This window comes from Iodobacter fluviatilis, from assembly GCF_004194535.1.
GTDB lineage: Bacteria > Pseudomonadota > Gammaproteobacteria > Burkholderiales > Chitinibacteraceae > Iodobacter > Iodobacter fluviatilis_A.
In genome coordinates this window covers 3,396,843-3,413,309 of record NZ_CP025781.1, presented here as the reverse complement: position 1 = coordinate 3,413,309, position 16,467 = coordinate 3,396,843, and the positions used below count along the sequence as shown (strand labels likewise).

Annotated in this window: 15 protein-coding genes and 2 pseudogenes; 13 read left to right on the top strand and 4 right to left on the bottom strand. The window is 42.7% G+C overall.

Annotation, left to right across the window (positions count from 1 at the left end):
• The first annotated feature begins 13 nt into the window (after positions 1 to 13).
• The 5 genes and pseudogenes from C1H71_RS15160 to C1H71_RS21550 all read left to right on the top strand — a co-directional run.
• Positions 14 to 682: an HvfC/BufC family peptide modification chaperone gene (locus C1H71_RS15160; protein WP_188053334.1), complete on the top strand. Its 669-nt coding sequence runs from the start codon at positions 14 to 16 to the stop codon at positions 680 to 682.
• 46 nt (positions 683 to 728) lie between these two features.
• On the top strand, positions 729 to 1,313 hold the full coding sequence (locus tag C1H71_RS15155) for an HvfX family Cu-binding RiPP maturation protein (protein WP_130107297.1): 585 nt from the start codon (positions 729 to 731) through the stop codon (positions 1,311 to 1,313).
• Positions 1,314 to 1,485: 172 nt separating this feature from the next.
• The gene (locus C1H71_RS15150) at positions 1,486 to 2,817 is read left to right on the top strand and encodes a cytochrome ubiquinol oxidase subunit I (protein WP_130107296.1); all 1,332 of its coding nucleotides are present in this window, start codon (positions 1,486 to 1,488) and stop codon (positions 2,815 to 2,817) included.
• The gene (locus tag C1H71_RS15145; RefSeq protein ID WP_130107295.1) at positions 2,814 to 3,827 is read left to right on the top strand and encodes a cytochrome d ubiquinol oxidase subunit II; all 1,014 of its coding nucleotides are present in this window, start codon (positions 2,814 to 2,816) and stop codon (positions 3,825 to 3,827) included. The genes C1H71_RS15150 and C1H71_RS15145 overlap by 4 nt, the downstream gene beginning before the upstream one ends.
• A 191-nt stretch (positions 3,828 to 4,018) precedes the next feature.
• Positions 4,019 to 4,293: pseudogene (locus tag C1H71_RS21550) on the top strand (DDE-type integrase/transposase/recombinase); the annotation flags it as partial.
• Positions 4,294 to 4,534: 241 nt separating this feature from the next.
• Here the strand turns inward: C1H71_RS21550 and C1H71_RS15140 are convergent.
• Entirely contained in the window at positions 4,535 to 5,305 is a 771-nt protein-coding gene (locus C1H71_RS15140) for a MipA/OmpV family protein (RefSeq protein WP_130107294.1), read from the bottom strand.
• A gap of 217 nt (positions 5,306 to 5,522) precedes the next feature.
• Between C1H71_RS15140 and C1H71_RS15135 the strand changes: the two genes are divergently transcribed.
• Together C1H71_RS15135 and C1H71_RS15130 are read left to right on the top strand one after the other, a co-directional pair.
• Complete coding sequence (locus C1H71_RS15135; protein ID WP_223145887.1) at positions 5,523 to 6,209, top strand: response regulator; 687 nt, start codon at positions 5,523 to 5,525, stop codon at positions 6,207 to 6,209.
• 6 nt (positions 6,210 to 6,215) lie between these two features.
• Positions 6,216 to 7,529: an ATP-binding protein gene (locus C1H71_RS15130; RefSeq protein ID WP_130107292.1), complete on the top strand. Its 1,314-nt coding sequence runs from the start codon at positions 6,216 to 6,218 to the stop codon at positions 7,527 to 7,529.
• Positions 7,530 to 7,581: 52 nt separating this feature from the next.
• On the opposite strand, the gene C1H71_RS15125 is transcribed toward C1H71_RS15130, so the two are convergent.
• Positions 7,582 to 7,800: a (2Fe-2S)-binding protein gene (locus tag C1H71_RS15125; RefSeq protein ID WP_130107291.1), complete on the bottom strand. Its 219-nt coding sequence runs from the start codon at positions 7,798 to 7,800 to the stop codon at positions 7,582 to 7,584.
• Positions 7,801 to 8,565: 765 nt separating this feature from the next.
• Between C1H71_RS15125 and C1H71_RS20750 the strand changes: the two genes are divergently transcribed.
• From C1H71_RS20750 to C1H71_RS15115, 3 genes are all read left to right on the top strand, one after another.
• A complete protein-coding gene (locus C1H71_RS20750; protein ID WP_188053332.1) occupies positions 8,566 to 8,703 on the top strand; it encodes a hypothetical protein in 138 nt (45 codons plus the stop codon).
• Positions 8,704 to 9,186: 483 nt separating this feature from the next.
• The gene (locus tag C1H71_RS15120; RefSeq protein WP_130107290.1) at positions 9,187 to 10,962 is read left to right on the top strand and encodes a glutamate decarboxylase; all 1,776 of its coding nucleotides are present in this window, start codon (positions 9,187 to 9,189) and stop codon (positions 10,960 to 10,962) included.
• A gap of 111 nt (positions 10,963 to 11,073) precedes the next feature.
• On the top strand, positions 11,074 to 12,396 hold the full coding sequence (locus tag C1H71_RS15115; RefSeq protein WP_130107289.1) for a nucleotidyltransferase domain-containing protein: 1,323 nt from the start codon (positions 11,074 to 11,076) through the stop codon (positions 12,394 to 12,396).
• 96 nt (positions 12,397 to 12,492) lie between these two features.
• Here C1H71_RS15115 and C1H71_RS20745 read toward each other — a convergent pair.
• Positions 12,493 to 12,702, bottom strand: a pseudogene (locus C1H71_RS20745) (transposase); the annotation flags it as partial.
• Positions 12,703 to 13,117: 415 nt separating this feature from the next.
• Here C1H71_RS20745 and C1H71_RS15105 point away from each other — a divergent pair.
• From C1H71_RS15105 to C1H71_RS15095, 3 genes are all read left to right on the top strand, one after another.
• Positions 13,118 to 13,501 (top strand): disulfide bond formation protein B, encoded by a 384-nt coding sequence (locus tag C1H71_RS15105; protein WP_223145886.1) that lies wholly within the window; start codon positions 13,118 to 13,120, stop codon positions 13,499 to 13,501.
• Positions 13,498 to 14,142, top strand: coding sequence for a DsbA family protein (locus C1H71_RS15100; protein ID WP_130107288.1), 645 nt, complete (start codon positions 13,498 to 13,500; stop codon positions 14,140 to 14,142). The genes C1H71_RS15105 and C1H71_RS15100 overlap by 4 nt, the downstream gene beginning before the upstream one ends.
• Before the next feature lie 127 nt (positions 14,143 to 14,269).
• A complete protein-coding gene (locus C1H71_RS15095) occupies positions 14,270 to 14,710 on the top strand; it encodes a hypothetical protein (protein WP_130107287.1) in 441 nt (146 codons plus the stop codon).
• Between the two features lie 288 nt (positions 14,711 to 14,998).
• Here C1H71_RS15095 and C1H71_RS15090 read toward each other — a convergent pair whose 3' ends face one another.
• Positions 14,999 to 15,811 carry a hypothetical protein gene (locus C1H71_RS15090; RefSeq protein WP_130107286.1) on the bottom strand — a complete coding sequence of 271 codons (813 nt, stop codon included), beginning with the start codon at positions 15,809 to 15,811 and terminating at the stop codon, positions 14,999 to 15,001.
• Between the last annotated feature and the right edge of the window lie 656 nt (positions 15,812 to 16,467).

Here is a 16,467-nt window from a genome sequence, read left to right as displayed (position 1 = left end):
AAAGGAACATGAAATGAGCGCTTACGTAAATATGGAGCTTAGTCAGGAATTCAGCAGCATACTGCGCAATAAACAATCCATCACTAAAGATCCTAGCATTTTACTGTATCGCGAATTTTTGCGTGGCAATATTGAAAATGTAATTGAACACACTTTCCCCGTGTTTTATCAAAAAACGGGAATAAAAAACGTTCAACAGCATATTGATGATTTTCTGCAAGACCATCATGCGCTCTCGCCTGAGTTTCATCATATTGCCACCGAATTTTTAACATTTATTCAAGAAAGAGTTTCGCCAGAAATACGGCAGGGTTTGGAATACGAGTGGGTGCTTTTTTGTGTTGAGATTGATGAAGGCATCGTTAGCCATTGCTCACCGGAAGGATTATCCAACGAATCCATCCTTACAACTAATCCAACCCTGCTTTGTATAACGCTCAATCAAGAAATCGATGGTTTACAGGGCTCTTTCGCTATTTTTCGAGACGCCCAACATCAAGTCATCCGCAAGCCTTTAAGCCTGTTTGATCATTGGATGCTTTCGCAAATAGGCACTAGCTGCTCTTTCCTGGCTTTGAAATCCAGTACAGAAACAACAGAAATGCAATTGCAGCATTGGCTAAGTGAAGCTACAGAAATTGGCCTGATTCAACACCAATCTACGCTAAGGCTCGAATGCTGAAAATAAACAGCACTTGGCCCAAATACAAAACACAAGGAATATGAAAATGATTAAGAAAATAATGCATTATTTTGATAGTGCAGTTTCAGCGTGCAGCCGATATGACTTTATAGCCCTACTTTGTATTCGGCTTTATTTATTGCCGGTGATTTATGTAGGCGCATATTCTAAAGTGGTCGGCTTTAATGAGTCCGTTGCTTGGTTTGGCGCTTCATCCAGTGATGGAGGTTTAGGCTTGCCATTACCCTTCCTATTTGCGTTTTTAGCGGTGGCAACCGAAGTAGCCGGTCTGATTTGTATCGCTCTAGGGCTATTTACCCGCGTCATGGCCATTCCGATGATGATCTTGATGAGTGCTGCCAGCGCTATGGTGCACTTGCCACGCGGCTGGTTGGCTATTGCTGACAAAGGTGCGGAATCGAGTCAGCGCTTGGCAGGGCTCTTATCTTGGCTGGCAGAGAACTTCCCTGGCCGTTATAACTACATTACCGAGTTTGGCGACCCTGTTATTCTAAATAACGGGATGGAGTTCGCCGCCACTTACTTTGTCATGCTGCTGGTGCTGTTCTTTTATGGTGGCGGACGTTTTGTTAGCATGGATTTCTGGATTCGCAAAAGACTTACACAATAAAGCAGAGATTGCCTTAAATGCCATGACATAGATTTGTCATGGCTCTGCTTAGCCCTATAAGCCCACTTCTCGCTTAAATACTTGTGTTTCCGCCACTCTACTCGCTGATGCCGATGCCTGAAGTGGTGGCACGCCTACTTTATCACCCCGCCTTAACTTACAAAGACACTCTATGAACGTACTTGATGCGCTTACTATGGCGCGCATTCAATTTGGCGCCAATATCAGTTTTCATATTCTTTTTCCCTCTATTAACATTGCACTGGGCTGGTTTCTATTATTTTTCAAATGGCGTTATATTAAAACCGGCCAACAGGCTTGGATGGACGCCTATGCTTTTTGGATCAAGATATTTGCATTGTCATTTGCACTAGGCGTGGTCACCGGTGCCACCATGAGTTTCCAATTTGGTACCAATTGGCCAGGCTTTATGCGTGTCGTCGGCAATATTGCTGGACCGCTGCTCTCTTATGAGATTCTTACGGCCTTTTTCTTAGAAGCCACCTTTCTTGGCGTGATGCTGTTCGGAAGATCTCGCATTTCCGAACGTGCTCATACCTTAGCCACCTTGATCGTGGCTCTCGGCAATACCATGTCGACATTCTGGATCTTGACGCTTAACTCGTGGATGCAAACGCCTGCTGGCTTCGAGATGGTCAATGGCCACGCCGTTGTGACAAGTTGGTTAGAAGTCATCTTCAATCCCTCTGCCCCATACCGCTTCGCGCACATGCTGATTGCTTCTGGCCTAACGGCCGCTTTCTTATTAGCCGGTTTGTCCGCCTATCGCCGGCTGAAGGGGGACAGCAGTGAAGGAGTGAGCCTGACCTTAAAAACAGGCGTGCTTGCCGCTGCGCTGTTGATTCCACTGCAGATTGTAGTGGGGGACATGCATGGCTTGAAAACACGAGAAGTACAACCCGCCAAGCTGGCCGCGATAGAGGGCATCTGGCGAACGGAGCAATCTGTGCCCTTATTATTGTTTGCGCTGCCCAATGAGCAGACTCACAACAATGACTTCGCGCTGGGTATTCCAAAGCTGGGTAGCCTGATCCTCACCCACTCTTTGGATGGAGAAATAAAAGGACTTGAGTCCTTTCCCCAACATCCCCCTGTAGCAAAAGTGTTTTGGAGTTTCCGCGTCATGGCGGGTATCGGCTCGCTGATGCTGCTTGTTTCTTGGCTGGCCGCATGGAAGCTGCGCCGCAAAGAATCACCACGCTGGCTATTGCGTATTCTGGTGGGAATGACTTTTTCTGGATGGGTCGCCACATTGGCGGGATGGTATGTCACAGAAATGGGGCGCCAGCCTTGGCTAGTCACAGGCGTGTTAACTACCGCTGAAGCCGCTGGTGGTGCTACGCCAACCATGCTGGCTTCTAGTTTAGCCATGTACCTATCTCTATATGCGTTTCTACTTGTCGCCTACGTGTCGGTGCTATTTCATTTGGCTAAAAAGGCCGCCAGTGCTCAGGTACTCACTCAACAGGAGCAACTCGCATGAATCTGACTTATTGGCTGCCTGTTATTTTCGCTGGCTTGTTAACCTTGTCGATGCTGATCTATGTGGTACTAGACGGCTACGACCTCGGAATCGGCCTGCTACTGCCGCGCGTAGAGCGTGCGGAAAAAACCCAGATGCTTGCGACGATAGGCCCGTTCTGGGATGCAAATGAAACTTGGCTGGTATTGGGAATAGGCTTATTGCTCGCCGCATTTCCCGCCGCTAATTCACTCGTGTCTAGTGAGCTCTATCTGCCGCTTGCTTTCATGCTAGGCGGGCTCATTATCCGTGGGGTCGCCTTTGATTTTCGCGTTAAAGCGCGTGAGCCACACCAGCCATTATGGGATAGCGCTTTTTTCGTCAGCTCCCTGCTGGTTTCCCTGATGCAGGGCTTGATGCTGGGCCGTTATCTGATGGGTTTTAGCGAAGGATGGGTGGCTTGGGGCTTTGCCTGGTTAACGGCCTTATGCCTTTGCACCGCTTATGCCTTACTAGGGGCCAGTTGGCTAATTCTAAAGACCACAGGCTTATTGCAAGCTCGTGCTTATGTTTGGGCAAAACAGGTGTTATTAGGCGCAATCGCAGCTGTGGCCTTAGTCTCTATCGCCACCCCCTTGGCAAGCCCAGCGATCGCCGTCAAGTGGTTTGCATTGCCGCAGTTTCTGCTGCTATTGCCACTGCCACTAGTCACTTTTGGCTTATTTGCATTGCTGAATTACTTACTGCCGCGCCTTGCTCGCCGCCAGGCCCAAGGAGATGACCGCTATTGTTGGGTGCCATTTGTGCTGTGTGTAAGCATTGTGCTGCTATCGTTCTGGGGGCTTGCTTACAGCATATTTCCAGATATCGTTATCAGCAAAATGACGATATGGCAGGCCGCAAGTGACACGGAGGCGCTATGGGCGATTCTAGTGGTTGCTGCCGTGGTGCTACCGGTCGTGCTCGCATACACCGCTTACGTTTATCGCGTTTTTCATGGCAAGGCGGCTACAGAGCTAAGTTACGACTAAAGCCTTATCACTTAGGCATCACATCACAACCGTTATTCGTTTTGCTTGATGTTTTGCTTGATTCAAACAAAGCATTGAACGGGCCTAGCGAGCTAAGGTTTTCGAACCATAGTTGGGGCCGCTTCTTGCTTTCAACATAATTCCACAACCGAAGGGATGAGGCATGATGGAGTTAACGGAGACCTTCAGCCTGGTTGTATTTGGCGGGGGTTAAGGATGTATTTACGTGTGAGATTGTCCGTTATCCAATGGGTTCACGAATGATGAAAAAGTAAGTAAGTGCCGAATTAACACTGGCCTTGGCACATAAACGTCCCAGTAAAGGCTTGGTTTTACACTCGAATCGCGGCAGCCAATATTGCTCTTATAGCTACCAAAAAAAATCGTTGCGGCGGGTTTATAAGCCTCGATGAGTCGGAAGGGAAATTGCTACGACAACGCGCGGATGGAAAGTTTCTTGGGCTCGTGAAAAGGGAGTATCTCAACTATCCTGACACAGGGGGACGAACCGACTGAACAACCACCAGTAATTCCAAAGGCACTTACACAGAAAGATTTACAGGCTCAACCGGTCCGCTTTAGTAGTGCTTTTTTCTCTATGGCCAATAATTGCAAATCACCATTCCAAAAATAGCCTAGGCACGGGCCAAATCGAAACCTAGAATTCGTTGTTTCATTTCAATCTCCCATACCGCACAGCGCCGTATTTAGAACGAATAACTCACAGCAAGAGAAGCTAAAGGACTAGTTTTTGATTCTGTTAAAGGGCTATTTTCAGCATTCTTAAATAAACGCTTCACCCCTACAGATGAGGAAATCCCCCAGTTTTTATCAAAGGAGTGATTCCACGTCAGGCTTAAGCTGCCCGTATCAAACCCCGCCGTAGGCGCATAAGCCTTATACCCTGAGGCAATGCTTTGCACTGCAGTCACACCATAATAAGTTTGCGCGTATTTAGCATCGGCATAATGTGCAAAGGCACCAATAGATATTTGATCAGCCTCTGTAGAGTAAATAGGAACCGCCAGCGTTACATTATAGGCATTGCCATTTTCACGATGATTCAGCTTCAACTCTGCCCCCAAGGATAAATGCGCAATCTCCCATAGATTTACCCCAGCCTTTAAATTTAATAGCGCCGAGTTTTTAATATCTCCCATCCCCTTAAATTTAATTTTTGTATCTGAATAATTGGCAATATCGTCACCACGACTGCCCCCATAACCTAAAGCAATACTGCTATCAAAAATACCTTTTCCTACCTGAAAGCCAATGCCACGTATGCCTGCAAAAAAACCATTTGCAGCCTGATAATCAGCATAAAAGAGAGGGGATACTTTATTCTTCTTGCCGCCTACAAACTCCGAGCCGTAAGCCATTCCAACAGCAAGGGTTATTTTTGATTCATCTGCTGGCTGATCTGCGGCATAAAGGGGAGCAACCACAAATAGAGAAACCAGAGCAATAATACGACGCATGATGCTTACTCGTTTTTTGAAAGTAAACCATCATAACAGTTCGATCATAAAAAGATCCCTCTTGAGTTGTTTATAATTTGTCGCAAAATTGTATGTAATAAAAAGCTAAATTAAGATGTATAGAAAGTGTAGATCTTTGCAACGAAGTGTCTTTCCCCAAGCCATCACTGGCAAGCGCTTGTACAATACCGACTGCATATCAAGCTAAGGGCTAATAATGTACAGGTTAATGCTAGTAGAAGATGATTCCAAGCTGGCGGCGCTCATTCAGGAGTACCTCAGCAGCTATGAGTTTAAGGTAGAGATCATTAGTCGCGGGGACACGGCTCTCGACCACTATAAGGCAACTCTGCCCGATATTATTGTGCTCGATTTGATGCTACCTGGCTTAGATGGCATGGTCGTATGCCAACATATTCGTGAAATAAGTAAAGTGCCTATCTTAATTCTGACTGCACGCGAAGATATGTTTGATGAAGTTTCTGGCCTTGAGCAAGGCGCAGATGATTATATTAATAAGCCGATCCAACCCCGAATTCTACTCGCCCGATTACGGGCACTATTAAGACGAGGCGCAAGAAAGCTGAGTACCCCAAACGCCCCACTTAGCTTTGGCGAACTAGAAATATCCAAAACAGATCGAAGTGTACGCTGGAAAAATGAAACCTATAATTTAAGTAATTCGGAATTCAAACTATTACTCTTACTGGCCGAATCCGCAGGCCGTGTTTTATCACGCGATGATATTTTAAAATCCATGCGCGGTATTGAATTTGATGGGACAGATAGAAGTATTGATAATAGTATTTCGCGTTTACGCCGCAAGTTTAACGATCATGATTCAAAAAAAATAAAAACCATCTGGGGTGAAGGCTATTTATTTAGCCCTTCAGCCTGGGAGTAAACCGCTATGTATCGCATCTATTTACGTATCTTTGTATTGATTGCCGTCGTCACCCTTTCATTAACGCAAGTGCTCAGCTATATAACCACTCATTTTTATGCAGAGCAGCTTGAACAATATTCAGTTAAAGATGCGGTTGCTCAGATTTTTTTAGTTGAACTATATCTAGACGATAGCCAAGGGGCGCTCTGGTTTAAGCGTTTTAAAACGCTGCAGGAAAAATCCGATAATAGCTATACCCTTATCCCACTTGAACGCGCAATAGCCATGATTGCTCCCCACAACAGACAGAAGTTGCTGGAAAAGAAAGTGGTGGTTGACTTTCAAAGCGAAGCTTATTTCCGCCGGGTAGATATAGATAATTCAAAATTCCCCGGCAGCGCTAATCAGGTTATTTATGCCCCTGAAAAAGAAAATCACGCCTCCATAATTGTCAAAATAAAACGATTTCAATACACAATTATCTTTCTTTTATTACTCACTCTTTGCGGAGTTTGGTCTTATTTTCATTGGAGAGAATTGCAATCTCTCTCCAAAACAGCGAACGACTTTGGTTCTGGCCTATTATCTAGCCGTGCAAAGGTTAGAAAAAGCGCCAGCATCTATCCGCTTGCCCAATGCATGAATTTAATGGCAGAAAGAATTGAGCGCTTAGTTGATTCACAGAGCGAATTACTCCATTCCGTTTCCCATGAGTTACGCACGCCGATTGCTAGGCTAGAATTTGGCCTAGAACTACTCAAAAAAGATGCCCAAAATAATGATCTCAACCCGCGTTTTTTAGCAATGGAAAATGATTTACAAGAACTTAATGAGCTAGTTAGCGAGCTACTTAGCCTAACAAAAATTGAGCAACAACAAGCACTGCCAATGCATAAAATTAATCTGGCCGAAATGCTACATATGGTTTTAAATTCGCTAGAGCATGTCATGCACGGCAAAGAAGTTAGCCATGCTATTCACTCACAAAATAGCATGGTATTGGGTGACTCTAAACTGCTAAGCCGTGCGCTTAGTAATCTTTTGCGCAATGCCGCCAAATATGCAGAGCATAAAATCAAGATATCCACCTTACAAAATAACGCAGGTGAGCTAGAAATCACCATTGAGGATGACGGCCCTGGCATTCCAGACAAAGAGCGTGAGCATATTTTCGAGCCTTTCTATCGGCTCAATCGAAGCCGAGACAGGGCGAGCGGAGGATTTGGTTTAGGGCTAGCAATTGCTAAAAAAGCAGTGACTTTGCATCAAGGGGAAATTTGGGTCGATCAATCAACGCTAGGTGGAGCACGATTTACCATTCGTCTCATAGAAGCTTAAAATCCACAACTGCCTTTAAGGCCTGCGAATTTAAGTAATAAGCCTGTAACGGCTATGCCGAAACCATGCGCTGTGGCATCCAGCGTATGGCCTGTGGCACAGGTTGTGCGCTTAAAGCATCAGCCATCACTTGCTTAGCACAGCTGGTGCACTGACCACAGCAGGTTGACACGGCTGTTTGCTCTTGTAACTCAGCAAAGGTGCGCACGCCACCGGCCACGGCTTTGTAAATGGCTTTGTCGGTAACACTATTACAGATGCAAACATACATGGCAGGCTTCTAAGACTGATAACTGTTCTCATTATATTCCAAAACAACCACTTGCCAAGTGATAAATAACACCCATTCTCAAAAATCTGCGTATAAAGCATATCCAATCCCAAACCGCCTATTTATGATAAAAAATATCAGCTTTATGAAAGAAAATCGAATTTCATTCTTTAATTTTTCTGATACATAAATTCGTTAAAAATAATAATTAATGCAAGCTTATGCCAGAATGCTGACGCAACCCACGTTTATTCCACTGCCTAACAAAATGCGCTACGGCTATAAGACGAGCTGCACAATCTAAACATCTACTTAGCAGCCTGTCGGACTTAAGCGATCGTAGCGAGGGAAAGACTGGTTTGAGACAGATTTCGTGCGTTTTTGAGGCGAATAGCTGGCTATTAAATGAGAAAATGCGTGAAATATGGCCAAATCCGGCTTTTCCGTAGTAGATCAGTCTTAAGTCCGACAGGCTGCTAGCGCCCTTCCCATTTGCTATGAGCGCGCACTGACGCTACTTCCTCGCCTAAAAGCCGCTCATACCAGTAACACCGAGGCGCAGACTCGCTCATGGCAAACGGCACAGCAAGCTCAGGTCCGTGCATCAACGTTTTATAGAGGCCGTGGCTCAAAAAGCGTGTGAAACAGGGCTATTTGTAAGCAGCCGCCCCTACTTACAAGCGCTCGGCATGATATTAAAGAGCACATAGCAGCTGTGCTGTTTGCACGCACGCTTACGCCACTCCCCAAAGGATTGTGGCTGGGATGGGCGTTGTTACACAAATTAGTCATACCTTGCTACTGCTAAAATGTACGTATGTGCAAGTGGCAGAACTACAAGTGCGTGTTGCGATCTTAAATCGCTTCACGCAATTAGGTGCGCCAGTAACGATTGTGGCGTAAATCCGCATGGAGTTTGGGGCGGTTCGTCCTTAAATTGATTTGTGCAACAATACCGTTTTCAGGTATTAACACGTCATTAAAAATGGAGCACTGCCATTTATTCAGAGGCTTTCTAAAGAAACAATGATCAATTTTTAATTGTATTTCTGTTGTATGTATATACAATGCCATTTTTACAAACCAAATAAGAATTTCCTAATTATGTCTCTTCCTAAAAAAGGCTTGATTTAGCAATTCGTACGGCATAAAAAGCATCCACATCGGCGGTGCTTTGATTCGGTGCAAGACTTTTCGTTTTAAACTCAAACCGTGGGCAGCAAGGATTGTCACTGGGGTGTACACATTAATCGTGGGTATTGATTTGTGCGCCCTTGTTCCTCGTATGCTACATGCCTTACTTATAGCCAAGCCATGTCCGCGTGGATAATTAACTGAGCAAGAGACATAACAGGTTAATGCTTAACTAACTTTCTAGGTATGATTATGTCAATTCCGAACCAAATTGCAAGTCAGAACCCGCTGTCCAATACTGCACAAAGTAGAAATACAGCTACAACACTAAATAACTTAGCGTGTGAGCAGGAAATAGATTCTGAATTTGAAAAAGTTAAATATCAGCCAGAAATGCATAATAAGTTTTGCCATCTTTTTCCCAGTGATGAGTTTTTTCATAAAAATGGCCAAAATATTGATAATTACCTTGATAAACTATGGAATGGCTATCATTATATTCAAGCTAAAATTGCTTATGGCCCGAAGTTCCCTGTGACAGACTATTCCTATGAAGAAATGATACAAAAAGGATTGATGACTGATATAGGAAAAAAAAGCGATCAAGTTTTTAACGCATTTGCAGACATTGTTGATGGGAGTATTCGGCCTTCGTCTCCTTACGCTGTATTTAATATGGTGCCGAATCCAATGTTAGATTCTATCGCAGCCGCATCTTTAATGCAGCTCTATAATATAAATGCCATTATGGATAACTACGGTGGAAAATCCTTATTGTTTGAGCAGCAAGTAGCAAGAAGTTTAGGTGAATTGGCAGGGTGGGATCAGGCGACAGGACTTTCGTGCAGTGGAGGCAAGCTTACTCTTTTTTATGGAATCAAGGCAGCAATTGATAGAATTGAGCCTAATGCAGCAATTGTGGGTATTCCAAATGATTTGGTTATATTAGTTGCTGATGGAGCACATTATTCTCTTGAGCACACATGCAGCCTATTGGGGCTAGGCAGCCAGCAATGCATTCGTGTACCTATTCAATCTTCTGATGGAATGCAAGCCGATGATTTAAAAGCAGCATTTGCATCACAAGTTGCTAAAAAAAAACGAGTTGCTGCAATTATTGTCTGTGGAGGAACAACGTTAGATTTTCTATGCGAAGATACACATGTTGTGCATAAAGCAGTTTCAGACATTGTCAATCTCTATCAACTTAATTATTTCCCTTATTTGCATCTGGATAGTGTTATAGGTTGGCTCTGGCTGAGTTTTATGCAGGCGCCTGAGGGGATTTATGACGAAATGAATATTAATGAACCAATTAAGAGTAAAATTAATTCTGTATTAAATAAGTTTAAATACATAAAGCATTTTGATTCATTTGGTGTTGATCTACATAAAAATGGACTTTCTCCTTACTCTAGTAGTTTTTTTATTAGTAAAAAAATGGCAATCACAACACGTAAAGAAAATGAGGGGCAAGCACAATCATTACATTATGGTGAGTTAAAGGCATTTGAGAATACAATTGAAAACTCACGTTCTGCTTCAGGCATTGCAAGCTCATGGGTTGCATTACAAAGATTAGGCAAGAATGGTCTTAGAACCTATTTAGCTGAATTATTACATTCAACAGAACAAATTAAAGATTGCCTTCTAGAATATAACCAAGTAAATATATTAAATAATTACTCTTTAGGGTGGGAAATTATTTTTTCAATACAGCCAAATAAAGAGTTAAGCATTTTGCATTCAAATAATAAAATTTACGAAGGTTTTTATCAGTATGTTACTGAGCAAATCAATAGCGGAAATGAGATACCTAGCATCAGCATCGTTAAAGATTTTCGCCGTGAATATGGTAACAATTTAGGACATGGTTTTATTTGTTACAACATGGTCCCTGGTTTGAGCAAACAGAAAGCACGTGAGCTTGTCGATCATATAATGATGGCTTTTTCAAAATATGAACAATTGATTTTATCAGGGCGCTATTTTATAGCGAATGAAGATATTAGCTCGCCAATTCGTTAGTTTTTATTGCGGTTATATGTACTTTAAAACCATCCTATTTTTCAATTTTTGAAGCATTAAAGGGGTGGGGTTTTCCACGTATATGCATCGATAATACCATGGAGTAAAAATATGCCTATTGAACTTTGTCGCCAGCCCAGCTCGTATTTTCTTTCAGCATCAGAAAACATGATGCCGAAAGAAAAAAATGTTGAATTAAACTCACAAGTCAGTATAGATGCTATTGATATGCAATCAGAAAAAGCAGACTGTGGAGTTAAACCTCTTTCGGTTATTCTAATTGGCGTGAGCCATTTAGTGGAAAAAGTCAATGGATCATTATTGATGGCAAAGGAAGGTATCCAAGTTGTAAATGGGGATAGATTGCTAATTGATACCGCCAATACTGTGCATTCAAGACGTGGACCCAATCATGATATTTATGATCAGGTAGATAAGAGAAGTCGTCCAGATTACATATGGTTTCATGTTTTAGAATTAAATGGTAATGATATTACCGAAAGTGATTTGTATGTTCGTCAAGAGACATTTATAACCGATGACCATGAAGTATTGAATGCTTCCAACATTGAACTGAGTAATGAACATCGTTTCTATCCATTAAAAGTAGATAAATATGATTATCCTACTTTATTAACACATCAAAAATGCGCTCCAGGCGCATTAAAGACGATTAAAGATATAATTACCGCAGTTGAAGTACGGGAGGAAAATATCAATGTTAAATATGAAATAGAAAAATTTTGTTCGGAGTTATCTACACATTTAGGTGGCACTTTTGTATCATTTCTATATGGTTCATATGCAACGGGCAGTCAAAAGGAGGGTTCTGATATTGATGTTATGTTTTCTTGTGATAATCAAACTTATATTGTATATCAGGATAAACTCGTTCCTTTACTGACTGATTTTTTAAAAGTATTGCATGATAAAGTGGGGGCTAGAGTTGACGATGAAGTTCCTGCCGAGGCAAAGCATTTAATCTGTGCGCAAGAAATGATGGAGGCGGCTAATGGCAGAATCTATTATCCTCAAGGTGATACCGGCAAACCGAATATACATACATTGTCATATTTCCTAGATAAAGAGGTTGTACTGGATGGGATGAAAAAGTCTGAGAGTGGTAGGTTTGGAGCTGATTTTTTAGCGAGTAAATATTTGAAATTACGGTTGATTTTTAATATTCTAACGACACCAAATGAAATAGCAAGCAATAATAGTGATGTTGTTTTAGATATAAAAAACAATGTAAGAGATAGTTTAATTAAACTTAGCGGTGATTTATTAGCTATGAGACCTGACGAAGATCAATTTGGGGTTGGCCATTTACTACAGGATGGCCATGGCAATGCAGGTGAGATGTATTTAGGATATAAATTTGATCGTGTAGGGGTCGCTGAAAAGTTAAAACAGCTGATTTATAACTTTAATTAACCTGATTATGTTTCTTGCTCAGCCAAGCGCCCAAGGCTTGGCTATGAGTAAGGCATGTAGGGCACACAAATCAAAACGCCGATTAAATCGATACTACATTTCTGCCAAATAGCGACCCGCATATTTACCGTATTTGAATGCATGATAGGTCCCTGATTGCGCCGTTTTTAGATTCCCCAGCATCACATTGTGCCATTTAAATACGTCAATTTCCGTTCCGGCCTTACCTTTGGGCGCTTGGCTGACTCGGTGCTTAAATCTCAATTGTCGCACCACTTCAAAAACAACCAGACCGTCCGAAGTCACCGTGCTCGCTATCTTGTATAGCAATAAGGGATTTTAATGATGTTTAAACACTCTATTCATCATTTATTACTTATCCTTAGCTACAAATCCAAGCGCTTTAAGCCATTTTCGATCCTGTCTGATTGTTAAACCGTATATTGCGCTGATATTTTTCTGAGCTGGATTGCGCGTACTTTACTAGTAGGCGCAATCATTTTGCTTGATGCATGTTTTTATGCAGCATGTGCCGGTAGATTTTGCTTAAAAATGGAGCGTAAGCGCAATTTTTACCACTAAATAGTCTTGAACCCTGCTCCGCGATAAAGGTCTACTTCCTTTTCCCAAACACTGCACGTAAGAGGAATACTTTGCCTCATCCCCCTCCTATCCCCACATCCAAGAGCGACCCAAGCTGCTGGGTGCTTATTTTTATCGCATGGCTGATCGCTGCCAGCGGCACACTCGGTGCTCTATTTTTTGGCGAGGTGATGGGTCTTCCCCCTGCACTTTGTGTTGGTATCAGCGGATTTTTATGTTTCCACTGGCAATCTTCCTGCCGCTGGCGCTGTTCCCACTCGATACTAAAGTAGCCCGCTATGCCTTGCCTTTAGCGCTGATCGGCCTTGGATTTGCGATTTTTCACTGGTTTTTGCAGCTGGGGCTCATTTCGCCTTCCGCCAGCCCTTGCGCCCAAGGCTCGTCGTGCTCTGAAATAGAAGCCGAATGGTTTGGCTTTCTGACTATTCCACTGATGTCGGTCTGCGCCTTTGCGCTGATCAATATTTCTTTATTCGCTACATTTATTCAGGGTAAAAAATGAAGCAGAAAATTATCTTTATCGCCGCAGCGCTGGTTTTATTGGCACTGTTTATTGTCGGAACATTGGCATTTAAGAATAAGCAGCACTCGGCGGCCCAAGCGCATGTTCAGATCAATCAAGAAGCCTTAATCCGCATGCATTCGCCCATCATTGGTGCGCAAAATGCAAAAGTGACAATTGTTGAATTTATCGATCCCGCTTGCGAAGCTTGTGCAGCGTTTTACCCTTTTGTAAAAGAGCTGATTGCAAAAAATCCGGAGCAAATCCGCCTTGTGATGCGTTACGCCCCATTGCATCAAGGCGCAGAGCAGGTGATTGCCGTATTAGAGGCCGCACGTAAACAAGGCAAGTATTGGCCCGCACTTGAAACCGTGCTTGCTACGCAAGATCAATGGACAAAAAACCATCAAGCCAAGGTCGATCTCGTACTACCACTACTCGCGCCTCTGGGGCTGGATATGGCGCAATTACAAACCGATATGCAATCCAGCGGCATTCAAATAGTGATTCAGCAAGAAATAGCCGATGCGAAAGCACTGGGCGTGAATAAAACACCAAGCTATTTTGTAAATGGGAAACCACTGCTCAGTTTTGGCTACCAGCAATTAAGCGATTTAGTTGATGAAGCGCTCAATAAGTAAGCAAACAGCAACATAAAAATAGCCCTTCGCTTACACAGGGGCTATTTTTGAGCAGATAAATGGAGATGAACAACTAGCCTTTCTAATAAAACGAGCTAAAGTAAATAAAAATACAACTCTGGAGCTGATGATGCTTAAACCACTGCAAGAATGGATTTGCGATAGCTGCGGCAAAACCATTACATCCCCTGATGAAGGCTATGTGATTTGGCAGCACGATAGCAAGCAGCACGATTTTGATTTTAGAATCATCCACAAATTTGTGTGCGAGCCGCCATCCTATCCCTCGTCTGTGCCTCTGACTGATTTCTTAGGCAGCAAAGGCAGCACCTATTTACTCTCGTTTATTAGCCTTGGCAAAATCAAAGCACGCGGCCAATACCGCAATTATTGCCATGTGCTCGATTTCGACGAGTTCGTCGATCTATATCGCCGCGTACAAATCCCCTATTACGAAGAAGCGCGCAAGAAATTTAATAACCCCCAATTACTAGCCGATATGGAAGACGCCAGCGAAGTACATCCTTATCAAGAAGAGGTACTTAAGCAGATTATTGAAAAATACTAACCCTCCCACTCGGAGCAACTGTTAAAAAAGATAAATTATCTGTTTTTTAGTAACAACAAGTCGATACCCATTAGGCCATTTCCATTTTTCATTAAATAATTTTTAGGCAAAATGGTAAATTCCATCAACCTTTATGCAAAAAAACTCAATGACAAACAATTTATTACCCTTTTGCTAAGTGCATAAACACCTAACAAAAGGGTAATCATAATAACTTACATTTATTGAGCCCTGATCGCCCCGCCATTTTTTCAGAAAAAGCAGGCTTTTAAGCAGCGACTAATCAAGTTAATACCAGATGCGTATATAGTTTTTGTTGTTATCCGCAGGGTAGCGCACAAACTCTTGAATACCTAATCGCTCGCCATTTGCGTCTTTGAATTTATAAAAACGCATCGTCCGACTGCCCTGATTATCTTGTGTAGCTAAACTCATCCCTGCAAGCAACCGTTTGAAGTCATCCGCAGAAATAGCGATAGCTGGCTCACCTGTAATGATTTCTTTGGCACCGCCAACTGCATCAAACATCAAAGTTTTTCTACGCCCATCGTCTAAACAAGTACCCTTATCATGACGCTTACTAGATAATGTTTTATTTAAAAAACTATTCATATCATTCAATTGGATTGCCGCTGCATTAATTAATAAATGCTGCTGATCTGGCGCGCAAAGAGAAATGAAATCCATTGCAGGATTTGCATTTTTAGATGAGCCATTGCCAATATCAGCACGAGATTTCTTATCAGAATAAATCAAATAATCAATTTGGCTATCGTTTAATTGCTCTGAACCACCTATAAAACTCAAACCATCATGATTCCAAGGGCTACCCGCAGTAAAATTAAAACGCAAGCCTGTTTGCTTTGCTTGAAAATTACGTTTTTTTCCATCAAGAATCACTGCGCCATCAGCGCCTGCCACAACAACAAGGCTCGCTGCATCAAGCGTTTCTGGCTTATACGCCATATAGCTAGAAGGGCCAGTCCAAGGCTCCAAAACAATAGGAGGTGGCGGATTAAAATCAACACTCAATCCGCCCCCACAGGCGGTCAGCAAAACAATTAAGGCACTGGCTGCTGATGCTGGATAAGAAATAGCCATAATATTTCAGTTCCTTTATACAATTTTTTTAACTCCGCTTTGTCACCATATTACAAAACGCCCTTCAAAAAGAGCGTTGGTAAATAACGAAGTATCGGTCAGAAATTAAATACAAAATTGATAGTTACGGTGTGCGCATTGTTTACCATAAGACAGACAAGGGCTTACACAATCATCCCTCCTTGTTATTACTCACTATCGGTGCATTACACATACAGCAATCAAAAGCCTTCCTTTACAGGAATGCATTTGCACTTAACCTATTCACTTGATCTGCTGAATTCATGATTAACACAAAAAACCCGAAAGCAAGGCACCAAGGCATACAAAATCCGTAGCAGATTAAATCTACATACCAACTCTGATGAGTATGCAAAGGAGGCGTTCAATAAATATGACTTAATGCCAAAAAAACCATTAAATAACAAGGCTTCAAGTACATATGGTTGTTTTTATTCAGCGCCTACAGCCATTTGCTTCCAACTTTCTTGCTCAATCCCAAGGAAGCTCCTGCACGAATTGAACCATCAGAGATAATGCACCAGCAGTAAGCACCCAGCCCTCCCATATAACGCCCTTTTCTTTTTTCGTCATGCTGAGGTTTTTATCAGGCAGGAGGATTTACGGGAGATTTGCAGGCGATAAAGCGCTGTTTA